This window comes from Pseudomonas sp. SA195 (assembly GCF_054131565.1).
The window spans coordinates 872369-887820 of record NZ_CP096392.1 but is presented as its reverse complement, the minus strand read 5'-3'; the positions used below and the strand labels follow the sequence as shown (position 1 = coordinate 887820).

Genomic DNA, 15452 nt, shown 5'->3' with positions numbered 1-15452 from the left:
CAGCGCGGACGGTCATCCGCTGCGCGCCAACCGGCGCAGGGCCACCCCAACCGTTCCGACCGTCAGCGCGATAGCCGCATGCAACCAAAGGCCGCGCGCATCCTCGGCGAGCCAGGGCAGCGCCAAGAGCAGCACGCACAAACCCATCAGCAAGCCACCGAGCAGACGCGCCTGGGTCGGGTCGACCCGCGCCATCTCGGCCGGCTGCAAACCTCGGTACATGTCGGCGAACATTCGCCGCAGTTGCTGACGGCGGCCGCGATCGACCCGAGCGCGATAGAGCAGGCTGGTCGCGAAGAAGTAGCCGCCCGTCAAGAGCAGATGTGCCACCACGGTCGCTGCAAATCGCAGGTCGCCAGCCTCGCGGGCACTGAGGCGTTCGCCACCGAGCCAGGCCGGAAGCACAGAGGGCCCGAAGCCGAAGTACATACCGGCCGACACCAGCCCGCCAACCGCCACGGTGCTCCAACCCGCCCAGTCCGGGGTGCGCCGAACCAACACGGCAAGCATTGCGGGGATCGACATCGGCAACAGCAGCATCGAGCTGATCATCAATACCAAGTCGAAGAAATTCACATCGGTCTGCTGGGACATCCACCAGGCAACCAGCGTGGCCAGCAAGCCATTGCCGAGGGTGAACAAGCGGCCAACCCGCACCAGCCGCGGCTCGCTGTGCTGGCGACGCTGATAGACATTGCGGATAAAGATACCCGCGTTGCGATTCAGCGCCGCGCTCATTGGCGCGATTGTTGCCGCCAGCATCGCTGCCATCGTCAGCCCTAGGGTGCCTACCGGCATCGCCTGCTCGACGAAGAACAGATAGGCCGCGTTCGTCGCCTGCCCCCCCAGCTGCGGGTAGTGCGCCGCCAGGCTCACCTCGCCAGTAGCCGCAGCCCAGGGCGGGATGAACCACATCACCGGCCCGATGACGAACAGCACGCCGGCCAGCAATGCGGCGCGCTGCGCTTCGTGCTCGTTGCGAGTGACCAGAAAGCGGTAGCAGGTGATGGCGTTATTGGTCGAAACCGTCTGTTGCATCAGGATCACAGCCACCCAGAGCACCAGGATGCCGGGCATCGTCATCTCACGGCCCATCCAGAAGTCGCCTGGAAAATCCGTCACAAGCTGCACAGGCCCACCGCTGACATAGAGCGCGTAGGCACCGGTCACCAGCGTGATCGCCAGAATCAGTACCAGCTGAATGACGTTGGTCGCGCTCACCGTCCAGGCGCCGCCGCTGCTGGCGATGAAAGTGATGATCAGCCCGGTGGCGAGCAGCACCGGCACCATGCCCAGCCCCGTCATGGCCGAGATGATGTACGCCAGGCCGTTCAGCCACACGGCCGCGCTGAGGGTCGACAACGGCAGCTGAAGCCAGGTGAACAGGCGCTCGGTAGGCCGCCCGAAACGCAGCGCGATGACTTGCATGGACGTCTCGACGCGCAGCTTGCGGTAACGCGCTGCGAAGAAGCGGCTCGCGACGAAGAAACCCAGGGCGTTGCCCCAGAACAACATCAGTACCGCGAACCCGTCGGTGTAGGCCTTGCCGGCGGCGCCCGTAAACGTCCATGCGCTGAATTGCGTCATGAAGGCGGTCGCGCCGGCCATCCACCACTGCATGGACCCGCCGCCATTGATGTACTGGCTGCTGTCGCTGGCCATCCGGCGAAAACACCAGGCCGCGCCGATGATGAACAGCACGTATCCCGCCAGTACCGCCAAATCCAGTGCCTGCATCGCCGATACGCCACCGCTCGAAAAAAAAAACCAGCATCGGCAAACGGGGCCGATGCTGGCCAACGCAAAAGGTCAGGAAGGTCGCTCGGCCAGCGGCGGTACGGCGGCGGCTAGCGTCTCGACATTGGCGCTGCGCCTGAGTAGGTAACCCACCAACAGAATGGACAACGCACAGCCGGCAAACATCAGCCGCCCCCACGGTGGGTTGGGCAACAGCACCATCAGCATCAGCCCCGCGCCCATCATCAGGCTGATCTGCCCGAGCTTGCTGCGCTGAAGACGGTCGTAAATGTCCTGGTCGTATTCCGCGATCACCGGCGTCTCCACATCACGGAAGAACTCAGCAGTACGTTCGCGCTCGGCACTGGCTGCGGTCTCCGGCTTCCAGAACAGGCTGGTCGCACAGAAAAAGCCACCCGTGAACACCAGATGTGCCGCAACCGTGATGGTCGTGGTCAGCTCCGACAGTTCGCGACCGGTCAGGCTGATACCCACCAAGCCGGCAAACCATTGTGCGGTAAAGACCGTCATCACCAGCCAGGACACCAACATGCCAAAGCAGACGGTGGCCCACGCCGCCCATTGGGGCGTGCGCCGGATGAACATGCCAAAGAACAAGGGCACCAGGATCGGCGACTGCAACAGGGTCGCGACGCGCATCATCAATTCGAACAAGCTCAAGCCTTTGAGCTGAGCAAACAGCTGCGCAATCACGATCACCAGCAGCCCATTGACTACCGTCGCCGCCTGGCTCACGCGCAGCAGCCGGCGCTCGGTGAGCGGCTTGTTGCGTGCTACGACCGGCGCCCAGAAGCTGCGCACGAAGATGCCGGCGTTGCGGCACAGGGCCGAGTCCATCGAGGACATGGTCGCCGCGAACAACCCCGCCACCAGCAGTCCGATGGTCCCGACGGGCATCAGCCGTTCGGCGAAAACCAGATACACCGCATCACTGGCCTTGTTGCCCAACTCGGCATGAGCGCTGAGCGCGTCGGGGTAGAGCACGGCGGTTACCCAGGGCGGGATGAACCAGATCAGCGTGCCGCAGACCATCAGCGCCAGCGCTAACAAGGCGGCCTTGCGGGCGTTGGCAGAATCCTTCGCGTTGAGAAAGCGATAGGAGTCCTGCATGTTGTTGATGCTCTGCAGCTGTTTAACCAGAAAGAAGATGAACGAGCCCACCAGCAGCAGCCCGTAGTTCATGTCCGGCCCCATGAAGAAATCCGACGGAAAGCGCGTGACGATCTCGCCCGGCCCGCCCACGGCGACCAGCGCGACGATGGCACACGCCACCGAGATCACCGCGACTACCAGCGTCTGGACGAAATCACTGGCCACGACACCCCAAGCGCCGCTGAGCAGCGACACCAGCAGCACGGAAATGCCCGTGATCCAGATCGTGGTAGTCATGTCGTAGCCGAACACGGCGCCGACGAAAATTGCCAATCCGTTGAGCCACACGCCGCCATTGAGCACGCTCAGCGGGATGATCGCCCAGGTGAAGAACTGCTCGTTACCCGGCCCGAAGCGACGGCGGATACCCTCAGTCGGCGTATCGACACGCATCTGCCGAAAGCGGTGGCTGAACCACCAATACGAAAACAGGTAGGCAAAGATGTTGCCGAGAAAAACGAAGGTCACCGCGAACCCGTCGGTAAAGGCTTTGCCTGCTGCGCCGGTAAAGGTCCAGGCACTGAACTGGGTCATGAAGGCGGTGGCGCCGACCATCCACCACAGCATCCGCCCATTGCCACGGAAATAGTCACTGGCCGACTGGCTGGCGACCTTGCGGAACGCGGTACTGATGAACACCATCAGCACGAAGTAGCCGGCGACTACCAGAATATCTATGTTCATTGCGCTCTCTCGATGAGTGGGCATTCAGGTCATACCGGGCCACAGCCACAGGCTGGACGGCCCGGCAACTACTCGCCGTGCACGCCTGTTGTTGGCTAGTCGAACTTGTAATGCACACCCACGCGCAGGCGCAGTTGCCTGTCATCGTCACGAGCACTGACCTTGACGTCACCGATCTCGAAGAACGGATGCCAGTTCTTGTCCCACTTGTACTTGAAGGCAAAATTGTTCTCGTAGTCGTACTTTTTGTTATCGAACCGAATGTAATCGGTTTTCAGGTAGACGAAGTTGTATTCATACGTCCAATTGCCGCCAGGCATGTATGTCAGCCAGGCATCGACGCGATTGATGTGCTGGTCCTGGCGAGCCCGCTCGGGAATGGTTTCATCCACCTTGTCGCGATCCAGCTTGCGCGCCTCGTAGCGATAGCGACCGGCGAGGTTGAAGTGCTCGTTCAGGCGATAGTCCACGCGCAAGCCGCCACTGTAGGTGATGGCTTCCTCCACGCTGTCCAGCCGGATGAAGGGCGTCAGCGCCCATTGCGCATCCAGCGGGCGGCGATAATCGACTACCAGCTCGTGGCCACTGCCAACGGTATTGTCGAAGGCCACACCTTCGCGGTCGCCCGCCGTTTTGTATTTGAGTTCGCCGTGAAAACCCAAGCCGTTATCCAGCCGAGTGCCGATAAGGAACCGATCGGAGTGCAGCTTGGCATCGTCCAGGTATTGGTGGCGGTAATTGACGTAACCGTCACTGGCATATGCAGTTTCGGCAAGCGCGATAAGCGCCAGAGGAGTTGCAGCGACGAGGGTGATGATTGTCTTTTTCATGGTTTTATTCTTATTGGCTGAAAGTTTTATAGGCACAGCGAACAATCACCCGGATAACTACTCGGCCCTTCAGGAACACTTCTGTGCAATGTTCGGCACGAGCAAAACCAGCCTGCTTGTCTTATGAACAAGCCGGTGGCCCTCGCAAAATGAAGCGGCGCGTGAATAACCAGGTAAAGCAGTGATGCGTTATCGAGCGAGGCACTCGTGATCAGGGCCGGGGGGTGAGCGGCCGCACGGGGTGCTGGGGTGCGCGACCGGCCGCCAACAGGCCGGGCGTGGTGCTGGATGGGCGGTGGGCTTCATCGATCAGTCCTTTCTTGTAGTTGTTCAAGACGTGATACGTGTCGTTTCAAGGCGAAGCGTCAGTGCCGGCTCAGGGTATTGGCTTCGATGTAGGCGAAATTGATGTCTTCACCGAGCCCTGGACGCTGTGGCAAATGCACATAACCGTCGGTGTCCATCGGGTCGACAATGCTGTTCAGATACGCGGGCACGTCGTCATAGTCGAGGAACGGGTGCAACAGACCCCGCTCGTACCAGCTGCAATTCTTGATGGCCCCTACCACTGCCAGATTGGGCGCGCCATTGCCGTGGATCTCGCAGTCCATGCCGAAGGACTCGGCCAGGTGCGCCACTTTCATCACGGGCCCAATACCGCCCACGCCCGCGACTCCCGCACGAAGGATGTCGCAGGATTTCCCACTGACCCAACCGGCGCGGCTGTGGAATTTACCGCCGAGGCTTTCCGGGCCGAGTACCGGAATACTTAGATTCGCGGCGAGCCAGGCATACGACTCGGCGGACTCCTCGATCATGGGCTCCTCGAACCAGGCGAAGCCGAGCTTCTCGATTTCACGGCCGATGTAGAGCGCATCGGTGCGGTTGTACCAGTGAAAGCCATCGAGCATCAGCGCGATATCCGGCCCGACCGCCTCGCGCACCGCGGCGCAGGCGCGCACATCCATCTTCGGGTCTGGCGCGAATGAGATGGGCGGCATCCAGGTGTGCAACTTGATGCCCTTGTAGCCGCGGCGCACGAGCGTTTCGGCGAACTGCCCATATTCGTCCGGCGTGGACAGACCGCCTGGCATGTCGTCGCCACACATGGTCGAACCGTAGGCCAGCACCTTGTCGCGGTAACCGCCCAGCAATTTATAGACCGGCACCTCGAAGCGGCGCCCGGCCCAGTCCCATAGTGCCTGCTCAACCAACGCGAGGGTGCGGTCGGTCAACTGCCCGGCACTGCCGCGCTGCCAATGGGCAAGGTCCTGCCAGATCCGCTCACGGTCGAGCGCGCTCTGCCCGACCAGCACCTTACGCACGAAGTTATGAATCAGATGGGCTCGGAGCAATTCTGGTGCACCGAAGGCATAGCCCTCGCTGCCATCCTCGGTGGCGATCCGCAGCATCGCCGTATTCGCCTGGGTTTCGGCACCGGGATGAGAGTGGCCGGCGCTGTCGACGGCGCGGCGGGTGGGATAGGAAAAGACTTCGACGCTGACGCGAGTGATTTTCATGGTAGCGAGACTGTCCTGCAGCTTGTTGTCGTCAGGGCAATCTAGCCCTGCATGTCGTCGTACTACAGACGAGTATTTTACGTAAAAGAGGACATGTCAACATGAGGTATGACGACCCGCAACTAGAAAGGTGAGTCTGGAGATAACGTAATTTTCTGATTTAACTACATTTTTTAGGAATTCATTCCTAGGACAAAATTTTATTTTTAGCGATATATTCGAATAAGTAGAATGACAACACATCTAGGACGTCATACCTATCAAACCTACCGAGGCAGGTGCCCGGCCATCATTTGCCGGTAGCCCGGCGAAACGATCCCTGGCAACAAAAGTCGCAACAGGGAATGGCAAGCCCCTATGCCACCGTTCCAACGACCGGAGCCCAACCATGACGCCTGAACTGAAGATCACACCGCTGCCGTTCGACCCTGCCTACGAGCAGGTGCCCGATGACGAAGCGGAGACCATCACCGGCCTCATCCAGGCAATGCGCGACATCGCCGAGACCACCTATGCCGATGGCGGCCACGCCATCCGCAGCGTGCATGCCAAAAGCCACGGGTTGCTGCAGGGCGAGATCGAAATCCTGCCGGGCCTGCCCGAGGCGTTGGCACAGGGGGCTTTTTCCAAGCCAGGGAAGATGCCGGTGGTGATGCGCTATTCGACCAACCCCGGCGACATCCTCGATGACAAGGTGTCGACCCCGCGTGGGCTGGCGATCAAGTTGATCGGCGTGGAAGGCGACCGCCTGCCGAACAGCGATGGCCAGGTCACACAGGATTTCGTGATGGTCAATTCGCCGGCCTTCCTGGCGCCAACGCCGAAGGATTTTCTCAAGTCGGTGAAGTTGATCGCCAAGACCACCGACCGGGCGCCACGGGCCAAGCAAGCATTGTCCGCGGCCTTGCGCGGGGCCGAGAGCCTGGTGGAAAAACTCGGTGGGGAGAGCACGACGCTCAAAGGCATGGGCGGTCACCCCACCACGAACCTGCTCGGGGAAACGTATTACAGTGTCGTTCCGCTGCTCTACGGCCGGTACTTCGCCAAGCTATCGCTGGCGCCCGTTTCGCCGGAACTGAAGGCGCTGACCGACAAGGGCGTCGACCTGGACGGCAAGCCGAACGGCCTGCGCGAAGCGATCAAGGAGCACTTCGCGCACCACGGCGGCACCTGGGAGCTGCGTGTTCAACTGGCCACCGATATCGAGCAAATGCCCATCGAGGACGCCAGCGTGGTATGGCCGGAAGACGCCAGCCCTTACGTCACCGTTGCGCGGATAACGGTACAGCCGCAGTCAGCCTGGAACGAAGCCCGCGCGGTGGTGGTGGATGATCAGATGGCCTTCAGCCCCTGGCATGGCCTCGCCGCGCACCGCCCGCTCGGCGGCATCATGCGCTCGCGCAAGCCGGCTTATGAGATGTCGTCGGCGTTCCGCGCGCGCCACAACGGATGCCCGATGCACGAGCCGAACACGCTGGATCGGCTACCGAGCTGACCTACGCCAACGCGTAAGCGCCCCGGCACGCGTCGGGGCGCCACGGATTCAACGCCAGATGTTGTTGTTGATCTTCGCCTTGAGCTCGGGGTAGTCGGCCGCCTTGAACGTCGGCACAACGCCCTGCTTGATCTGCGCCATGTAGTCCTTGGTGAGCTTCACCACCGTGCCGGACAACAGCACGATCGCAATCAGGTTGATGGTCGCCATCAGGCCCATCGAAGCATCGGCCGCATTGAACACCGTCGTCACCGCCTCGTACGCGCCCCAAACCACCATCCCCAGCGCGGCGACTCGCAGCAGCGTGAGGCCGAGCTTGTTGCCGGCGCCCAGGAAGATCAGCGCATTCTCGGCGTAGGAGTAGTTGGCGACGATCGACGTAAACGCGAAGAACAAGATGGCGATCGCGATGAAATAAGTGCCTGCCGACCCGATGTGGGTCTCCATCGCCTGCTGCGTGAGCTGAGTACCTGTCACACCGGAGCCCGGCTCAAGCACGCCCGAGAGCAGGATCATGATCGCTGTCGCGGTGCAGACGACGAGCGTATCGATAAATACGCCCATGGCCTGAACCAGCCCCTGTGACGAAGGGTGATGCGGTGCGGGTGTTGCGGTTGCCGCCACGTTCGGCGCCGAGCCCATGCCCGCTTCATTGGAGAACAGGCCACGCTTGATGCCGTTGAGCATGGCAGCCGTCACCGAGCCTGCGACGCCACCGGCCGCTTCCTCGAGCCCAAAGGCGCTGCGCACGATGGTCATCAGCACACCCGGCACCTCGGTGATGTTGATCACCACCACGAAGAGCGCCATGAGGATGTAAAGGCCAGCCATCAGCGGTACCACCAGCTCGGCGAAACGGGCGATCGAGCGCAAGCCGCCGAAGATCACGAGCCCCGCCAACACGGCGATGGCAACGCCCACCCAAAGCTTGGAAAAGCCGAACGCACCCTGCATCGCATCGGCGATCGAATTGGCCTGCACGGCATTGAACACAAGCCCGAACGAGATGATCAGTGCCACCGAAAACACGCCGCCGGCCCATGGTGCCTTGAGGCCCTTGGATATATAGAAGGCCGGCCCACCGCGATACTGCCCTTCGCCGTCGCGCACCTTATATAGCTGCGCCAGCGAACTCTCGGCATAAGCCGTCGCCATACCCACGAGCGCCACCAGCCACATCCAGAAAATCGCCCCGGCACCTCCGAGGTAAAGCGCCACCGCAACACCTGCCAGATTGCCTGTGCCGACCCGCGACGCCAGGCTGGTGCACAACGCCTGGAAAGGCGAGATACCGGATGAATCGCTCTGCCGTGCACCGCGGATAGCGCGCACCATCTCGCCGAAATGCAGAAACTGCAGGAAGCCCAGCCGCACGGTGAAGAACACCCCGACGGCCAGCAGGCCGTAGATAAGCACGTAGCCCCAAAAGATGTTGTTGAGGAAATCGATGATCGCGGTCATGCAGGCCTCGTCTCGTAAAAAACCATTGGACTTGGGTTAACGCTAGTCGCTGCACCGCACTTCACCAGCCAGCGCGCGGAGTAAACCCGGAACCCATGGTCCGAACCGCAACGGCCGCGAGGGTTCAATCAAAATGCCATCGTCTGCCTTGGCTATTGGCCGGCGCCGGGTACAGGCGTTATGTTCGGGTCATTTCAACCTCCGGGACGAACCATGGCCGCCAAGCCCAGCAACACCCGCCAGCACACTCATCTCGCCGTGCTTATCGACGCGGACAACGCACCCGCCGCCATCGTCGAAGGCTTGTTCGAGGAGATCGCCAAGTACGGTGTCGCCAGCGTCAAGCGCATCTATGGCGACTGGACCAAACCCAACCTGGGTAGCTGGAAGAAGGTGCTGCTCGACTATTCCATCCAGCCCATCCAGCAGTTCGCCTACACCGCCGGCAAAAACGCGACCGACAGCTCGCTGATCATCGACGCCATGGATTTGCTCTACACACGCCGCTTCGATGGTTTCTGCCTGGTGTCGAGCGACAGCGACTTCACCCGCCTGGCCGCGCGCTTACGTGAGGAAGGCCTGACCGTGTACGGCTTTGGCGAGCAAAAGACACCGTCTCCCTTCGTCTCGGCGTGCGACAAGTTCATCTACACGGAAATCTTGCGCGCCGACGCGCCGAAGACTTCGCCGGAACCACCGGTCAATGGCGACCGGCACCCAGCGCCCGCGCCAAACGAGAAGCCGCAGGACGACACCCGAGCCAGCGACAAGCCCCAGCCCGAGAAACCCGCGCGCGTGCCGGCGGACTTCATCGCCAAGGTGCTCAGCGATATCGCCGACGAGGAGGACGACTGGGTCCAGCTCGGTGAACTCGGCTCGAACATCAGCAAGCTGCGCCCCGCCTTCGATCCGCGCCTGTATGGCTTCAAGAAGCTGAGCGACCTGATCAAATCGCAGAAACGCTTCGAGCTCGAAGCGCGCGGCACCACCCAGACGGGCGGCAAGGCCGTGTACGTTCGCAACGTGAAGGCTTCCAAATAGCCAAGCCAGCCCGGCAGGCTCCGGGATGAACCGAGCAGGCCGACACCCGCCGCGCCTCAACGATCGACAGTTGCTTTGCAACCATCGGACATAAACGGAGCCGAACCCACATCCCTTGAACCCTTCTAAGCAGACATCGACTCCAGGAGGTTTACATGACCAAGCCGCTGCTTCCCGCTCTCGGTTTCGCCCTCTTCGCCCCGACGCTGTTCGCCCAGACGCCGAAGCCAGAGGTCGTCACTCACCTCAACGGTCTGGATGTCGAGGTCAGCGCGATGGGCGTCCCCACCTCGGCCACCGATGCCGGTGTCGAGCTTGTGGGTATTCGGGCGGTACGGGTTGCCAACAAAACGGGCGACACCGTGACCTGTGAATTTCACGTACCCGACGATGCGCGGGCTGACACCTCCGCACCGCCGGTATTTACCGTCAGCCCGAACAGCCAGCGAGTCGAGCGTGTACCGGGCGACTACTCGCCAGACGAACCCTTTGCCGAACTGACCTGCCGCAACGCCGCCGACAGTGTCGGCACGCCAACTGCCGTACCCTCGAGCGAGCCGGGCGCCGAGGCCAGCCAAGACACGCAACCCCACACCGAGTCCTCGACAATGACCGGCACCAGCGTCCCGGCCGACTCGACCCGCTCGCGTGAAGGCGAAAGCCGGGACCGTTAAAGCGCAGCCGGGCTGGAGTCATCAGCCCGCGAAAACGCTCCCCCGCCACGGCTCCCATAGACCGGTGCAAGGCGCTAGACCGAAGAATGGCATTTTGCTAGCGTGAACTGCGTCACGACCGGCTCCTGCCGCTCGCACCGATCTGCACATTCCGGCCGTCAGGACACGCCTGGCCAGCGCTACCCAGCGCCAGCCACGCTGTCGACGTGGTCGGGAGGGCTCCACCATGCTGACCAAACGCCAGCGCTCCTTTGCGGGCTTTATCCTTCTTTCTTTCGTACTGGTTGGCTTTTCCGCGTTATTACTCCTGCTCTCCGAAATCCGCCGCTGGGATGCCCGGTTCGGACAACAGGTGCAGATAGTCGCCAGCGCCGTGCGCAAGAATCTCGACACCAACGAAGCGGTGCTGGCCGGTTTCGCAGCCTTTCTCCAGGCGGTCAACGAGGATGACGAGGCCGCTGCGACACGCTACGCCGCAGCGGTCGTGGCGGCCTATCCGCAGATCTACATGATGGAAGTGGCCCGCGGCATTCCCCGCGCCGAACAGCACGCCTTCGAGGAGCTGCTGCGCCTGAGCTGGCGGGCCGACTTCAAGCTCAAGGACTTCGCCAGCCTCACCCAGCAGCCAACGGCCGCGCCGCAGCAGCAGCTGAGTGAAACCTGGCCGGTGCTCTTCACCTACCCGCAACCCCCGCAGACCAGCGCGATCCTCGGCGTGCGCCTGGAAACGGTCGGGCACCTCGCGCAAGCACTGGCTCAGAGCCGACAGACCACCCGCCCCGTGGCCTCGCCGGTGTTCTCGTTGTATGAAGGCGGTCGGGCCTACATCCTGCTGCAGCCGGTCAACCGTCCTGGCTCGCCGAACCTGAGCGCCGCACCGAATTTCTTCGGCAGCACCATGGTCGCGCTGATATTGCTCAAGACCGATACGCTCCACCTTGGCCTGCAGGAAATGAACCTCGACCCGCTGCTGGGCATCGAGGTATTGCTCGATTCCGCCGTTGGCAGCCCAAGCCGGTTGCTCGCTCATAAGCCACAAGCTGCCAGTGCGCTGGACCACCTCCTGCTGCCAGGCCTGCGCAAGCGCATCGAAATCGACAGCGCCTCGCAACCGACCACGCTGCTGTTCGAGCGCCAGCTGCGCCTGGGCGACGTGCTGACCTTCGATACCCTGGCCATCCTGCTGATCATCATGGCGGCACTGGTCCTGCTTCCGGTTGTGCTGATGCGCCACTTCCGTAGCATCGCCGCCGTCGAGCGCGACCACGCGCGATCGACCTACCTCGCCACGCACGACACCCTGACCGGCCTGCCGAACCGCCAGCTTCTGGCCGACCGTTTCGACGAAGCCCAGGCCTACTGGCAGCGCCACGGCACGCCCTTTGCGCTCATGCTCGTCGACCTCGACCGCTTCAAGGACATCAATGATCGCCACGGTCACGAAGTCGGCGACCAGGTGCTGCGCGCCGTGGCCGCACACCTACGCGGCGCGGTGCGGGCCTATGACACGGCTGCACGCTATGGCGGCGACGAGTTCGTCGTCCTGGTGCGCGACGTCGCCAGCCCGGCCGACGCCGAAACCGCTGCACGCAAGATTTTGCAGGCAGTCAACACACCGACCGCCACCGACGCGGGCGAGCAACGCGTGGCCTGCAGCATCGGCGTGGCGCTATGCCCGCACCAAGGCACCCGCTTCGATGCGCTGCTCAACGCAGCGGACCAGGCCATGTATGGCGTCAAACGCGACGGCAGAGATAATGTCGCGCTCTGCTGCAGCGAGCCCTGAACACTCCCGCTCGGTCGCCCGACGGCCCCACCAGTGAACTAACACCGCAACGACACGATCCCCTCTTAAGCACCGTCAGTGCGAACCGCGCCGCCAACGCATCCCGCGCTGCCAGGCCCGGCCACAAGCGATGAGGAGTCTCCCGTGTCCGTTATCACCCACCGCACCACCGAGACCACGCATAGCGTCTCCCGCCATGTACCGAACCCGCTGCATGGCATCTTCCTGGCCGGCACCGTGCCGCTGTTTCTCGGCGCCCTGCTGAGCGATATCGCCTATTTCCGCAGCTACCAGATCCAGTGGAGCAATTTCGCCTCCTGGCTGATCGCCGGCGGGCTGGTCTTCTGCGGCATCGCAATCCTTTTCGCGCTGGTCAACCTGGGCCGTGCACGGCTGAAGAAAGGGCGACCGCTGGTCTATCTCGTGCTGCTGGTTGCCGCCTGGGTATTGGGCTTCATCAACGCACTGGAGCACGCCAAGGACGCCTGGGCGACCATGCCACTCGGCCTGATTCTGTCGGTGATCGTTACGGTACTGGCTGTCGCGGCAACCTGGGTCGGCCTTAGCAACCTGCGTGCAGGAGGTGAAGCATGAAACAGCGCAACGCCCTGACCGTCCTGACCGTCTCCGTGCTGCTCGCCGCCTGCGGCAGTGAAGACAACGCCCAGCAGTATGGCGCCCAGCCCAAGCTGCCAGAACCCGAACGCGGCCTGTTGCCGAGCATGACGATTGCCGATCCGTCGACCTGGGGCGATCAGAAGCCCACCGTGCCTCAAGGCTTCACTATTACCGCCATCGCCAAAGACCTGAAGATTCCACGGCAGACGCTGATCCTGCCCAACTGCGACATCATCGTGGCCGAGGGCAAAGGCGGTAACGCGCCCAAACTCAAGCCCAAGGACGTGATTGCCGGCTACATCAAGGCCAAGGGCGTCACGTCGGTCAAAAGCGGCAACCGTTTGACCTTGCTGCGCGACGCTGACCGCGACGGCACCTATGAGCTGCAAACGGTCTTTGCCGAGGACTTGAACGCCCCCTACGGGCTGGCCTTCCATGACGGCAACCTCTACGTTGCCAATCAGGATGCGCTGGTTCGCTTCGACTACCAGGACGGCCAGACCAAAGCCAGCGGCCCGCCGACGAAGGTCACCGACCTGCCATCGGAGATCAATCATCACTGGACCAAAGCCATGACCATCAGCCCCGATGGCCGCTTCCTCTACGTTGGCATCGGCTCCAACAGCAACATCACCGAGCGCGGTATGGAAGCCGAGGTCGATCGCGCGATGATCTGGCAAATCGACGCCGAAACCGGCGCCCACAAACCGTATGCGACCGGTTTGCGCAACCCCACGGCGCTGACGATTCAGCCCGGCACGAATCAGCTCTGGTCAGTGGTAAACGAGCGTGATGAACTCGGCCCGAATCTGGTGCCCGACTACCTGACGTCCGTCCAGGAAGGCGGCTTCTATGGCTGGCCCTACAGTTACTGGGGCCAGAACGTCGATGACCGAGTACGGCCCCAAGACCCAGACAAGGTCGCCGCCGCCATCGCACCGGATTACGCCCTAGGCGCCCACGTCGCGGCCTTGGGTGTGGACTTCTCCGATGGTGCCATCGCCGGTGAGTTCGCCAATGGTGCCTTCGTTGGGGAACATGGCAGCTGGAACCGCGAGGAGCCGGTCGGCTACCGGGTTGTGTTCGTACCCTTCCGCGACGGACGCCCTGCCGGCGACCCGGTCGATTTCATGACCGACTTCCGCAAGGACGGCAAAACCCGCGGCCGCCCCGTCGGCGTAACCGTCGACCCGAGCGGCGCCGTTATCGTCGCGGATGACCTTGCGAACGTGGTGTGGCGAGTGACGCGGAGCCAGTAGATACAGAGGCTGATCCGCAACGAAGCAACCAGCGGCTTCCTGGCCGCTGGTTGTCATTAAAGGCGGAAAACGATGGCGCCCACGCGTTAGAACCGATCAAGCGGACTGAGTACAGCCAGGCCACCCCGATTCAATACATGGGTGTAAATCATCGTGGTTTTGACATCAGCATGGCCTAGCAACTCTTGAACGGTGCGAATGTCCTGCCCACTTTCAAGTAGATGGGTCGCGAAACTGTGCCGCAGCGTATGAGGTGTGGCGGGCTTGATTAGGCCAGCAGCCTGTACGGCACGCTTGAAGGCCCGCTGTATCCTCTTTTCGTCAAGATGATGCCTGCGCACCGCCCCGCTACGGGGATCGGTGGATAGCCCGGAGGCTGGGAACACGTACTGCCAACCCCACTCCCGCTGTGCCATTCGGTACTTACGCGCCAACGCCTCAGGCAGATAGACGTCCCCTCTTCCCGCGCCCAGTTCATGCTGGTGAATCGCCCGCATCAGTCCCAGATGTTTTTTTAACGGCTCCACCAGCGAGCCAGGCAGAACGGTGACACGATCCTTCTGGCCTTTTCCGTCCCGGATGATGATTTCGCGCCTGGAGAAATCAATGTCTTTTACCCTCAGCCGAACACCTTCCATCAAACGCATCCCGGCGCCATAGAGCAGACCCGCGACCAGCCCGACATCGCCTTCAAGGCGATCGAGGACGTGCTGAACCTCCTGCTGAGACAACACGACCGGTAACCGGGCCGGCTTCTTGGCACGGACGATCTCGCTCAACCAAGGCAGGTCCTGCTTTAGCACCTGCCGGTAAAGAAACAACAGAGCCGCCAACGCCTGATTTTGTGTAGAAGCCGACACGTCACGGCGAACGGCCAAGTCCGAAAGGAACGCTTCAACCTCAGGCGCCCCCATATCGACGGGGTGACGATACGCGTGAAAACGGATATATCGCTTGACCCACTCGCAATAGACGCGCTCCGTTCTGATCGAGTAGTGTTTGAGCCTAATCTGCTCGCGCACTTGATCAAGCAATCGCGGTTTCCCTTCCATGGTGTATAACTCCCTTATACGGTCACGCTCGTTTGGAAGCGCCCAATCTAGACAAGGAGCACCTCAGTGGCAAGGAATGTTATACACCACGCCCGTCCGGCGTCTTATGCACCAACTGGTGT

Annotated in this window: 12 protein-coding genes; 6 read left to right on the top strand and 6 right to left on the bottom strand. The window is 62.0% G+C overall.

Features of this window, described 5'->3' with window-relative positions:
* Positions 1 to 12 precede the first annotated feature (12 nt).
* From M1D78_RS04020 to M1D78_RS04005, 4 genes are all read right to left on the bottom strand, one after another.
* The gene (locus M1D78_RS04020) at positions 13 to 1737 is read right to left on the bottom strand and encodes a sodium:solute symporter family transporter (protein ID WP_437422646.1); all 1725 of its coding nucleotides are present in this window, start codon (positions 1735 to 1737) and stop codon (positions 13 to 15) included.
* A 72-nt stretch (positions 1738 to 1809) separates the two neighbouring features.
* Positions 1810 to 3594 carry a sodium:solute symporter family transporter gene (locus M1D78_RS04015; protein WP_437422645.1) on the bottom strand — a complete coding sequence of 595 codons (1785 nt, stop codon included), beginning with the start codon at positions 3592 to 3594 and terminating at the stop codon, positions 1810 to 1812.
* Positions 3595 to 3689: 95 nt separating this feature from the next.
* Positions 3690 to 4424: an oligogalacturonate-specific porin KdgM family protein gene (locus M1D78_RS04010; protein ID WP_437422644.1), complete on the bottom strand. Its 735-nt coding sequence runs from the start codon at positions 4422 to 4424 to the stop codon at positions 3690 to 3692.
* 365 nt (positions 4425 to 4789) lie between these two features.
* Positions 4790 to 5944 (bottom strand): mandelate racemase family protein, encoded by a 1155-nt coding sequence (locus M1D78_RS04005; protein WP_437422643.1) that lies wholly within the window; start codon positions 5942 to 5944, stop codon positions 4790 to 4792.
* Positions 5945 to 6332: 388 nt separating this feature from the next.
* On the opposite strand from M1D78_RS04005, the gene M1D78_RS04000 reads away from it, so the two are divergent.
* A complete protein-coding gene (locus M1D78_RS04000) occupies positions 6333 to 7439 on the top strand; it encodes a catalase family protein (protein WP_437422642.1) in 1107 nt (368 codons plus the stop codon).
* A gap of 48 nt (positions 7440 to 7487) precedes the next feature.
* On the opposite strand, the gene M1D78_RS03995 is transcribed toward M1D78_RS04000, so the two are convergent.
* Positions 7488 to 8900: an alanine/glycine:cation symporter family protein gene (locus M1D78_RS03995; RefSeq protein WP_437422641.1), complete on the bottom strand. Its 1413-nt coding sequence runs from the start codon at positions 8898 to 8900 to the stop codon at positions 7488 to 7490.
* A 213-nt stretch (positions 8901 to 9113) separates the two neighbouring features.
* Here M1D78_RS03995 and M1D78_RS03990 point away from each other — a divergent pair, with 213 nt between their 5' ends.
* From M1D78_RS03990 to M1D78_RS03970, 5 genes are all read left to right on the top strand, one after another.
* Positions 9114 to 9941 (top strand): NYN domain-containing protein, encoded by an 828-nt coding sequence (locus M1D78_RS03990; RefSeq protein WP_437422640.1) that lies wholly within the window; start codon positions 9114 to 9116, stop codon positions 9939 to 9941.
* Between the two features lie 155 nt (positions 9942 to 10096).
* Positions 10097 to 10615, top strand: coding sequence for a hypothetical protein (locus M1D78_RS03985; RefSeq protein WP_437422639.1), 519 nt, complete (start codon positions 10097 to 10099; stop codon positions 10613 to 10615).
* Positions 10616 to 10841: 226 nt separating this feature from the next.
* Complete coding sequence (locus M1D78_RS03980) at positions 10842 to 12401, top strand: sensor domain-containing diguanylate cyclase (RefSeq protein WP_437422638.1); 1560 nt, start codon at positions 10842 to 10844, stop codon at positions 12399 to 12401.
* A 144-nt stretch (positions 12402 to 12545) separates the two neighbouring features.
* Complete coding sequence (locus M1D78_RS03975) at positions 12546 to 12995, top strand: DUF2231 domain-containing protein (RefSeq protein WP_437422637.1); 450 nt, start codon at positions 12546 to 12548, stop codon at positions 12993 to 12995.
* The gene (locus tag M1D78_RS03970) at positions 12992 to 14278 is read left to right on the top strand and encodes a PQQ-dependent sugar dehydrogenase (RefSeq protein ID WP_437422636.1); all 1287 of its coding nucleotides are present in this window, start codon (positions 12992 to 12994) and stop codon (positions 14276 to 14278) included. The genes M1D78_RS03975 and M1D78_RS03970 overlap by 4 nt, the downstream gene beginning before the upstream one ends.
* A gap of 86 nt (positions 14279 to 14364) precedes the next feature.
* On the opposite strand, the gene M1D78_RS03965 is transcribed toward M1D78_RS03970, so the two are convergent.
* On the bottom strand, positions 14365 to 15330 hold the full coding sequence (locus tag M1D78_RS03965) for an integron integrase (protein WP_437422635.1): 966 nt from the start codon (positions 15328 to 15330) through the stop codon (positions 14365 to 14367).
* Positions 15331 to 15452: the final 122 nt, after the last annotated feature.

Bases quoted from the DNA above. Each gene is read 5' to 3' on its own strand.
- M1D78_RS04020 (WP_437422646.1), bottom strand. From the start codon at position 1,737: ATGCAGGCACTGGATTTGGCGGTACTGGCGGGATACGTGCTGTTCATC.
- M1D78_RS04015 (WP_437422645.1), bottom strand. From the start codon at position 3,594: ATGAACATAGATATTCTGGTAGTCGCCGGCTACTTCGTGCTGATGGTG.
- M1D78_RS04010 (WP_437422644.1), bottom strand. From the start codon at position 4,424: ATGAAAAAGACAATCATCACCCTCGTCGCTGCAACTCCTCTGGCGCTT.
- M1D78_RS04005 (WP_437422643.1), bottom strand. From the start codon at position 5,944: ATGAAAATCACTCGCGTCAGCGTCGAAGTCTTTTCCTATCCCACCCGC.
- M1D78_RS04000 (WP_437422642.1), top strand. From the start codon at position 6,333: ATGACGCCTGAACTGAAGATCACACCGCTGCCGTTCGACCCTGCCTAC.
- M1D78_RS03995 (WP_437422641.1), bottom strand. From the start codon at position 8,900: ATGACCGCGATCATCGATTTCCTCAACAACATCTTTTGGGGCTACGTG.
- M1D78_RS03990 (WP_437422640.1), top strand. From the start codon at position 9,114: ATGGCCGCCAAGCCCAGCAACACCCGCCAGCACACTCATCTCGCCGTG.
- M1D78_RS03985 (WP_437422639.1), top strand. From the start codon at position 10,097: ATGACCAAGCCGCTGCTTCCCGCTCTCGGTTTCGCCCTCTTCGCCCCG.
- M1D78_RS03980 (WP_437422638.1), top strand. From the start codon at position 10,842: ATGCTGACCAAACGCCAGCGCTCCTTTGCGGGCTTTATCCTTCTTTCT.
- M1D78_RS03970 (WP_437422636.1), top strand. From the start codon at position 12,992: ATGAAACAGCGCAACGCCCTGACCGTCCTGACCGTCTCCGTGCTGCTC.
- M1D78_RS03965 (WP_437422635.1), bottom strand. From the start codon at position 15,330: ATGGAAGGGAAACCGCGATTGCTTGATCAAGTGCGCGAGCAGATTAGG.